The following is a 9,512-nucleotide window of genomic DNA, read 5'->3' as shown; positions in this document are numbered from 1 at the left end:
TTGACAGCTTCAACTTTTCGGTGACGTTCACTTCCGATGTAGCGATCACGGTATACTTGGTTTTTCCTTCTTTCGTATAGGTCTTGGCGATGTTCAATTCTCGCATATCTCTGGAGATGGTGGCTTGTGTGGAACGAACTCCTTGTTCATTCAACAAGCGCATCAAATCTTCTTGGGTCTCCACTTCTTGGTTAAGGATCAAACGTTTGATAATTGCTTGACGCTGGTTTTTTTTCAAAATGATCACCTGCTATCCAATGCACCTTAGGACAGACACTCCCACAAGAGCTTTTTGTCCGTCTGATTGCTAGCTCTGCTAGAAAGAACAAGGAATCGGATCCCAAAGAACTGCTAACTCACAGTTATCTGGGAATCGAATCCTGTTCTTTTGATTGGCACTGTCCTGGGCATTTACTATTCATCTATTTGGAAAAATGATTCATCGATAAAAATCAATTCTTTATATTGGTAGGAGATTTTTTTCTGTTTGATCAATTCTTTCAATACTTGACTGACGGTCTCTCTCGTCGTGCCGCTAAACTTTGAGAGATCGTTGATCATGATCGGATAAGGAATATACCAAGACTCATCCAGCTTGCCATGCTTTTTCATCAGGATCGCTAATGTATTGACTACCCGATCATGGGCACTGGAAGTGATACAGTATTGCATTCTGGTCACTTGCTGCTCCATAACTTGGCTTTGTTTCTTAACGATCATTTTCAACAATTCTCGATCGGCGACCATCAATTGTTCCAAAACAGCAGTTGCCACATACGCGACTTCGATCTCTGTCACCGCAATGGCAGAAAAGTCATAACACGCTGCTTCAAAAAGGCCATTCACCGGAAACAGTTCCCCTTCGCTGATGAAATCCGTATAAAAGAAAGAATCAGTTGGATCATTTTTCTCGATACGAATCAATCCGCTGCACAGAACAAAAATACGATCACGCAAATCTCCATCATTGAATAAAATCTGCCCTTTGGGAAAAGTACGGTAATACATATTTTCTTCCAATCGTTCCCTGTTTTCTTGCGTCAGCACTTTTAGACACTCAAACTTGTCTACGTATTCTCGCATGTTTTCACTAATATCCATCACTCCAATACTTTGTTTGCCAGTTAATCAGAAATGATTCGGGTTCCTGTTTGATGGTCAAAATCAGCTAAGTCTTCCAAAGAGGTGATGATCGCAACATTGTTTTTGCTGACCTTCACAAAGTCCATCGCTGCTTGAACTTTTGGCAACATACTTCCTGGCGCAAAGTGACCTTCTTGAATGTAGTGTTCCAGTTCTGTCAAATTGACTTGGTCTAACCATTGCTCATTGTCTTTTCCATAGTTTAACGCAATTTTAGAGACACCTGTTAAAATAATCAACTCTTCTGCTTTCAAAACTTCTGCCAATTTTTCTGAAGCAAAATCTTTATCGATCACAGCCTCGACCCCTTGACCGGATTCAGTGACCGGGATCCCTCCGCCCCCTGCACAAATCACAATGAAATCGTTGTCGACTAATGTACGAATGCTTGCCTGGTCATGAATTGCGATCGGTTTCGGGCTGGCAACGACTTTACGCCAACCCCGGCCGGCATCTTCTTTAAAGATCGCATTGGTTTCTCTCATCGATTGCTTTGCTTGCTCTTCTGTTAAGAAAGGCCCCACTGGTTTGGTGGGATCGGCAAATGCCGGATCCCCTTCACTGACTACTACTTGAGTGATTAGCGTTGCTACCTTAGTGGGTAACCCTTCTGCTGCTAATTCTTCTTCTAATGCATTCTGCAACCAATAGCCAATACTTCCTTGTGTCATAGCCACACAAGTGTCTAGTGGCATCGCAGGATTTTTGGGCGAGTTTGCTGCTTGTTGCTGCAATAAGAGATTGCCAACTTGCGGCCCATTTCCATGGGTGATCACTACTTGGATGTTTTGTTTGATCAATGCAACTAAATGTTTGGCTGTTTGCCTAAGCGCTTGTTGCTGCCCTTTTGCGCTTGGATCGTCAGTCAGGATCGCATTTCCACCTAATGCGATGACTACAGTTCGTTTCGTCATAGTATCCCTCGTCCTCTCACACTCTTGGAATAAAGAGATTTCCTAAAGTTGCTGCCATGATCGCTTTGATTGAATGCATCCGATTTTCGGCTTCTTCAAATTGGCGGCCATATTTGCTGCGAAATACTTCGTCGGTAATTTCCATTTCTTTGATCCCGAATTCTTCTTCGATTTTCTTTCCGTAGACAGTATTGGTATCATGGAAGGCCGGCAAGCAATGCAAGACAATCAAACGGTCGTCTGGCGTACCTGTTGCTTTAATCAAATCCATATTGATTTGGTAGTCTTTCAATAAATTGACCCGTTCGGTAAACTTATCTTCTTCCCCCATTGATACCCAAACATCGGTATAAAGGACATTTGCCCCACGAACACCTTCAGCAGTGTCATCTGTGATCATCAATTGGCTACCAGATTTTTTGGCAAATTCGTTGGCATAACGAACAACATCGTCTTCTGGGAATAAAGATTTAGGTGCGCAGATGCGAACATTGACCCCAAGAATCGCACCAGTAACCAACAAACTATTCGCCATATTGTTACGGCCATCTCCCACATACACCAATGTGATGTCTTTCAACGTACCAAAGTTTTCTTTGATGGTCATGAAATCAGCGATCATTTGGGTTGGATGCCATTCATCTGTCAATCCATTCCAAACCGGAACGCCGGAATATTTGGCTAAGTCTTCCACTACTTGCTGACTGAAGCCACGGAATTCGATGCCATCAAACATACTGCCCAATACTCTCGCGGTGTCTTCCACTGATTCTTTCTTTCCGAGTTGAATGTCGTTGGCACCTAAGAATTCTGGATGGGCACCAAGATCGATGGCAGCTGTCGTAAAGGCTGCCCGGGTCCGGGTTGAAGTTTTTTCAAATAATAAAGCGATATTTTTCCCTTCTAAATAGTGATGAGGGATATTCCGTTTTTTTAGGTCTTTTAAGTGAATCGAAAAGTCAATCAGGTATTCGATCTCCTCTTTGGTAAAATCTTTTTCTGCTAATAAACTTCTTCCTTGAAATACTTGTTCCATTGTCTATTCCTCCTAAGATATCGTTAGTCTTTATTTTTGTAAATTTCTGGCTGCTCAAAGATCTTCTCTAATAAACGGCATACTCATGCAACGAGGACCGCCACGTCCGCGGACTAGCTCACTTCCAGGGATATAATTAAGTTTGACCCCTGCTTCAACTAGTTTTTCATTCGTAATCAAGTTGCGGTCATAGACAACGACTTCTCCTGGTGCAATCGTCAACGTATTCGAGCCATCGTTCCATTGTTCTCTGGCAGCTGCTGTAATATCACCACCCCCGCAACGAATCAGTTCTACTGCATCCAAATCAAGATAGCGGCAAAGGATTCGTTCCAACGTTTCTTTTTCTTCATAGATTTTGATTTGATCGTTTTGTTTAGAAATCGAATAAACTGTTAGTTCCCCTTCAATTTCTGGATGGATAGTAAATTTGTCATGATCCACCATGGTAAAGACCGTATCCAAATGCATGAATTTCCGTTCTTCGCCAATATTGAAAGCGAGCACATGTTCAAAAGATGGTTCTTTCGCAAATAATTTTTTCGCCAACTTTTCGATCGATGCAACATCTGTCCGTTGTGAGATTCCGACAGCTAGTACCTTGGCCGATAAGACTAATTCATCCCCGCCTTCGATTCGTGTGGATTCATCCCGATTGTATAAAAGATGCTCGGCTTCTTTTTTGAAAATTGGATGGTAGTTAAAGATATACTTGCCGTACAACGTTTCCCGCCGTCTCGTTTCTGAATACATCCGATTCAAAGAAACGCTATTGCCAATCGTAGCGAATGGATCACGGGTAAAATACAAGTTTGGCATAGGATCAATCAGAAACGGATACTGATCGTCTACAAGATCGGTCAGATTTTGATTTCTAGCGATCTTCATTTCGTTTTTCCGCAAGCCTGCCATTGTTCGGTCGATCAGTTCACGATTATCCGAGATCGATAGTAAATATTCTCCAATCACTTTACAGGTGTTTTCACTTTGGATGTTGGCTTCCTTTAGGTACTCTGCAACAAATTGTTCTCTGAGTCCCGTAGAAGTCAAAGATTCTGCCGCTAAATCTTCTAAATAAAGGACATCAACCCCTTTATTTCGCAATGTTTCAGCAAAGAAATCATGTTCTTTTTGCGCTTGCTGTAAAAAAGGAATATCATCAAACAGCAATTGTTCCAAATAATCCGGCATTAAATTTTCCAATTCTTTTCCTGGACGATGAAGCATCACTTGTTTTAATCGCCCAATTTCTGAAAAAACGTGAATAGGTTCATTCATTTTTTCATCCTCCTCATTCCTATACAATTTGTTTCCCATTTCCTATGAAACTTTTTTTAAATAGTCTGAGAGTAATCTCAAACCAGTTTCTAGCGTTTCTTTCTTACAGCAATAACCTAAACGGGCGTGCCCTGCTACGCCAAAAGCCGATCCCGGGACTAATAAGACTCCTGTTTCTTTTAATAGATCGATACAGAATTGATCGTCCTCTTGTTGGATCTTCAACTGAATAAAGGAAGTAGAAACCGACTGGGGAATGACCAATTCTACGTTTGGCTCTTGATCTACCCACTGCTTAACGATGGCAAGATTCTCAGCGACGATTTTCTTGTTTCGCGCGATAATCTGTTCTCTGTTTTCCAATACTTGGATCGCTAATTCATCAGCGATGACTCCCCCGCAGATCATCGTGTAATCACGGTATTTGCGAAAGTGCTCCGTCAATTCTTCATTAGCAACTATCCAGCCAATACGAATCCCTGGAACTGAATAGGTTTTGGACAAAGAGTTGGTGGCAATTCCCTTCTCATAACAATCAACGATGGAACAAAATGTGCCTTCCTCTGTCAATGGTGCATAGACTTCATCAACTAAGACGTAGGCATCGACCGCCTTCGCGATGGCGACGATTTGCTGTAACTGCTCTTGATCAAATAAGGTACCTGTAGGATTGTTGGCGTTATTCAAGCAAATCATTTTTGTCTCAGGTCTGACTTTGGCTTTTAAAGCTGCCAGATCGAGCTGCCAATCTGTAGGATTTAATTCCACAAAATCAACTTCTGCACCAAACGCTTTTGGCAAATCATAGAGTTGTTGATAGGTGGGGTGCATGGAGACAACATGATCCCCGCTTTCGATCAGTGCAAAGAGTGCCAGAAAATTTGCACCAGTGGCCCCGTTTGTCTGCAAGATATTGGCTGCTGTCATCTGTTGATATAAGGTGGCAACTAGCTCCTTGAAGCGCTGGGAACCTTCGATCCAGCCATAATCCAACGGTTGTTGAGACATGCCTTCAAAAAAATCAGTACTCGTTTGGCCGCTGAAAGCCATGATTTCTTCTAGGGTCAATGCTTCGATGGAACTTTGAGCAATGTCATAGGTCGCTTTTTTCTCCCAGTTATTCAACCATTCCTCGACACCAAAATTAGCAATATCCATAATCCACCTCCTTATACTGAGATCATTCCCGTAGCAATTGCTACGATCGAGAAGATAGCAGCTAGACTGACAACCCCCATGACCGTTTTTTGCAGGGTACTGATCTGATAATTATTCTCTTTACACGCCCGCAGGTAGAAATAAAAACCTGGTAAATAGGCGATGCTGCATAACAACACATAGGCAAAACCGGCTAACGTAATCCCAATAAGCTGAAAAGCTGTTGCCACCACACCAATAAACAATTGCTTATTGTCTTTTTGCTGGTAGGAATAAATCATTTGATAGATCCCCACGAGTAGGTAACAGATCAGAATTGCTGCCGTACACATGGAGTAAGCAAACTGATAGGCATAATCAGTCACAAGGAAAGTCAGCAAGAACACATTGGTCAATGCAGCAGTGATATACAATGAGTAACTTGGTGCTTGCTTGCTGTTGACCTTGCCCCAGCTTTTCGGCAACATCCCATCCCGGGACATCAGTAACGTTGTTTCTACCGGTAGCATCGTCCAAGACAACCAACAACCAATGATGGAAACGATCAAACCGATATTGATAAATGCTGCGCCCCATTCGCCCACCATATAGCGTAAAATATTGGCCATTGCTGGTTGCGGCAATGCCATCAATTCGGCTTGCGACATGACACCGTATGGGAGTAATGAAGCGAGTACATAGATGACTAATAGTGACAGAAGACCGATCACCGATGCGGCTTGAGCATCTGAGCGTTTTTCTGCACGATTTGCTAAAACACTGGCACCTTCGATCCCAACGAAGACCCACATCATCACCATCAAACACCCTTTGATTTGTGTCCAGAGACTAACGGAAGCCCCGCTTTGTAAGGCGCTGCTAACGTTCCCCCAGAAATCTGCTGAAAAAATATCGATATGAAAACTAATGAGTGCAATAATCATGAATAAAAACAAAGGCACTAATTTACAGATCGTAACAACCGTATTAATAAAGGATGCGCTTTCAATCCCGTTGTTAACAAGAAACGTCAATACCCAAATAAAGACACTCGCTAGTAAAATAGATGGAATATTTTGTCCCCCTTTGAATGCAGGAACAAATTCACCGATGGCACTCATGAGCATTGTCGCAAAGGCGACGTTTCCCAACCATGCCGAAAGCCAATAGCCCCAGCCACTGATAAAGCCACCCAGTTTTCCAAATGCTGCTTCTGCATAACCAAAAATTCCACCGTCTAAATCTGGTCGTTTGGCGCCTAAATTATTCAATGATAACACTAATGCAAGAATGCCGATTCCGACGATGATCCAGGCGATGATGGCAGGTCCAGGAGCAGCAGATACGGCTAAATCATTGGTAATCCCAAAGATTCCACTCCCAATGGATGAACTGACAACTAAGGCAATCAAGCCGATTTTACTGATTCCTCTCTTTTTTTCCATTGTCCTCTACCTTTCTTTTTTGTGTAGTTGCTTGCATAAAACACAGTTTCAAAAAAATCACAAAAGGTTATAAAATAAGCGGATATAAATAAATTGTTTGCTCACTCCTTTCTTTGATCCTAGTAGTTTTTTCAGCTGAAATAACAAGCAAATCCGACTCAGAAATAACAGTTATCTCTCTAGTACATGTTTATCATAGCTGGTTAAAAACGCTTACATTGTGACTCTATTCGCATTATTTATGCCAAAAATTTGGCATTATACAACTGCAATGAATAATCCCTTTTATGGTCATTTTTTACCCATTTTTCCCTTCGCTAGCTCATAATCATTCAGAGATTTTTTTCTAAGAATTTCATTAGAAATGCACACTTCTTCTTTTGGAGAAAAAGCAGCTTATTTATTGGTATGCAAAAAAGCCCCTCATCGCCGAGGGGCTTTTTTTGATGGCTCTATAATTTATGGGACTGATGAATCAGAATTGATTCTTCAGTCCCAGATTTGATTTTGTACAATTCATCAGTCCTTATTGACAAAAAGCCGTTTTGATTGGCTATTTCTGCTGTTCGCGGGATTATTCCTTCGCTTCCATGAATAAATCAAGAAAGATCTGGGGTAAAAAAGAAAGATCCGGGGAGAAAAAATTATCCACTTGAGTGAGATCTTTCAAGGTTCGGTGATCACTGATAAAGGTTGAAAACTGATTGATCAATTCAACTGCTTGCCGGCTATCGGAGAACAGTTGCACTCCCAATAGTTGGCCATTTTCTTTGTTGCAAAGAACTTGAATTTGTAGTTCTTTCTCTTGCAACGCGCCATAGTGCGCAAGTTTGTGGTAATGCTTGTGGATTTTCCTAATCTGATAGCCATTAAAAAGCGCTTCTTCCGCTGTCAACCCACTACTTGCCAGATACTTACCAAATAATTTTGTCGCCATCGTTTTTTGAATAGGTGGACAGGCAATTTTATGGGGATGGGTGATATTATAGGCCGCAACCACCGCTTCTCTTTTGGCATTGGAGATCGTCGGAAAGTAATAATCATAGGAAATGTTGGTGATTTTCGAGTGAACCAAGTCCCCGATCGCATAAATATCTTGTGCGGATGTCTCTAAGTACGGATCCACCACTACCGTTTTATCTTCATTTAACTTTACGATTTGTTCCAACAGATCGGATTGAGGTTGGGGATTGATCGCTAGTATGACTTCATCCGTTGATAAAACCGTGCCATCACTCAAAGTGATTGCTGTTAATTGCTCTTCTTGCCTTTCGATCCGATAGAAACTTTCGTTGCGATAAACCATTACATTTGCGGGAAGATATTTCGCTAGTTCAACCAGTAGTTCGGAATCAAAATAGCGATGGATCGGTCGAAGATTTCTTTCAATAATCTGAATTTTTTTGGTGGCATCCATTGCTAAACTTGAAGCAAGCTCGAAACAAATCAGGCCACCACCAATAATTGTGATCGTATCGGCTTTTGCTATTCGGGGAAATATTTCCTGCAGTCGCTGCTTCGATTTATACGTGATGAGCTTTTCAGAAATCGGTTGTTCTAAGTAAGGCGGATTCGGAAGGAAATGTTCCGACCCCATCGATAAAATCAAATAATCGTACGGGTGTTCCTTGTCATCCGAATAAACCCGCTTCTCCTCTGGATCAATTTTGATGATCTCTGTATTTAAAAACAGACAAATCCCGGCTTTCTCCAAAATTTCCCCAGTGTAGGTTTCCCCTTTTTCTAGCTCCTCAAAAGAAAAATAATCTTTGTAGATTAGATTGATGGTACTAGGGATGAATCCTAAACTATCCGTTTTTTCAAACAGCCATACTTCATGATCTGGTTGGTATTTCTTGATCGCCAGTGCAGCGGTGATCCCTCCATGAGAGGCACCAATGATTATCGTCTTCATAGCTCTCCTTTCTTCCTTCTATAAATTTCATCAAGCTTTTCCGTTAGTTTTTTTAAATCAAATACGGTGGGTCCGCCGCTTAAAATATAATAGTCATCAAATTGGAATTTATTCAAAAAATAGTTGGTATCCGCAACCAACAAATCATAATGCTTTTGTGGATCTGCGATAGAGCTTTCCGAATTGTAGCGCTGTTGAAACAACTCTTGTGTTTGCTGTACAGCAAGATTCATCCGCAAAAAGCTGGCAGAACAAAAAACACCGATGGTCAATTTATCTTTGGAATAATGTTCCGCTTTTTTTAAAATCGTTAAATAGATGTAGCGAATGCTTTGAAACGTATGATGATCAAATTCAAATCCCAGAAAATGTTCGATTTCTTTCGTCAGTTGACAGGCAGACTGATGCATCAACTTGGGCACCCGCTGATCAAAGGGATAATTAGACAAAAAGAAATTTGAATTTAGCGTAGAAATATAGCGCTTGAAATATAGCAGTTGATGATGGATCTGCGCCAATAAATAATAGATTTCACCGGCTACATCATAAGGAAATTCAGTGAGATCGATATGTAGTTTTGCCAATTGCGCTTTCACGATCTGCTGCATTGCATGAATCGCCGAAAAGGGCTCACAGGTTGTATC

8 protein-coding genes and 1 pseudogene are annotated in these 9,512 nt (G+C 41.5%); all 9 read right to left on the bottom strand.

Annotated features, from left to right (window positions below; translation table 11 throughout):
• Positions 1 to 238 (bottom strand): annotated as a pseudogene (locus tag Q0A12_RS00045) (ArgR family transcriptional regulator); the annotation flags it as partial.
• Between the two features lie 176 nt (positions 239 to 414).
• Positions 415 to 1,101, bottom strand: coding sequence for a Crp/Fnr family transcriptional regulator (locus Q0A12_RS00040; RefSeq protein WP_291290684.1), 687 nt, complete (start codon positions 1,099 to 1,101; stop codon positions 415 to 417).
• A gap of 23 nt (positions 1,102 to 1,124) precedes the next feature.
• A complete protein-coding gene (gene arcC, locus Q0A12_RS00035; RefSeq protein ID WP_291290683.1) occupies positions 1,125 to 2,057 on the bottom strand; it encodes a carbamate kinase in 933 nt (310 codons plus the stop codon).
• 16 nt (positions 2,058 to 2,073) lie between these two features.
• On the bottom strand, positions 2,074 to 3,093 hold the full coding sequence (gene argF, locus Q0A12_RS00030; RefSeq protein WP_291290682.1) for an ornithine carbamoyltransferase: 1,020 nt from the start codon (positions 3,091 to 3,093) through the stop codon (positions 2,074 to 2,076).
• A 54-nt stretch (positions 3,094 to 3,147) separates the two neighbouring features.
• Positions 3,148 to 4,371, bottom strand: coding sequence for an arginine deiminase (gene arcA, locus Q0A12_RS00025; protein WP_291290681.1), 1,224 nt, complete (start codon positions 4,369 to 4,371; stop codon positions 3,148 to 3,150).
• A 42-nt stretch (positions 4,372 to 4,413) separates the two neighbouring features.
• On the bottom strand, positions 4,414 to 5,529 hold the full coding sequence (locus tag Q0A12_RS00020; RefSeq protein ID WP_291290680.1) for an aminotransferase: 1,116 nt from the start codon (positions 5,527 to 5,529) through the stop codon (positions 4,414 to 4,416).
• 11 nt (positions 5,530 to 5,540) lie between these two features.
• A complete protein-coding gene (gene arcD, locus Q0A12_RS00015; RefSeq protein WP_291290679.1) occupies positions 5,541 to 6,953 on the bottom strand; it encodes an arginine-ornithine antiporter in 1,413 nt (470 codons plus the stop codon).
• A gap of 574 nt (positions 6,954 to 7,527) precedes the next feature.
• The gene (locus tag Q0A12_RS00010; protein WP_291290678.1) at positions 7,528 to 8,868 is read right to left on the bottom strand and encodes an FAD/NAD(P)-binding oxidoreductase; all 1,341 of its coding nucleotides are present in this window, start codon (positions 8,866 to 8,868) and stop codon (positions 7,528 to 7,530) included.
• Positions 8,865 to 9,512: hypothetical protein (locus tag Q0A12_RS00005; protein WP_291290677.1), on the bottom strand; the 648-nt coding region annotated here is incomplete at its 5' end. The genes Q0A12_RS00005 and Q0A12_RS00010, both read right to left, overlap by 4 nt.

The organism is Enterococcus sp. (assembly GCF_022711995.1).
Lineage (GTDB): Bacteria > Bacillota > Bacilli > Lactobacillales > Enterococcaceae > Enterococcus_D.
This window is presented reverse-complemented; position numbering and strand designations above follow the sequence as displayed.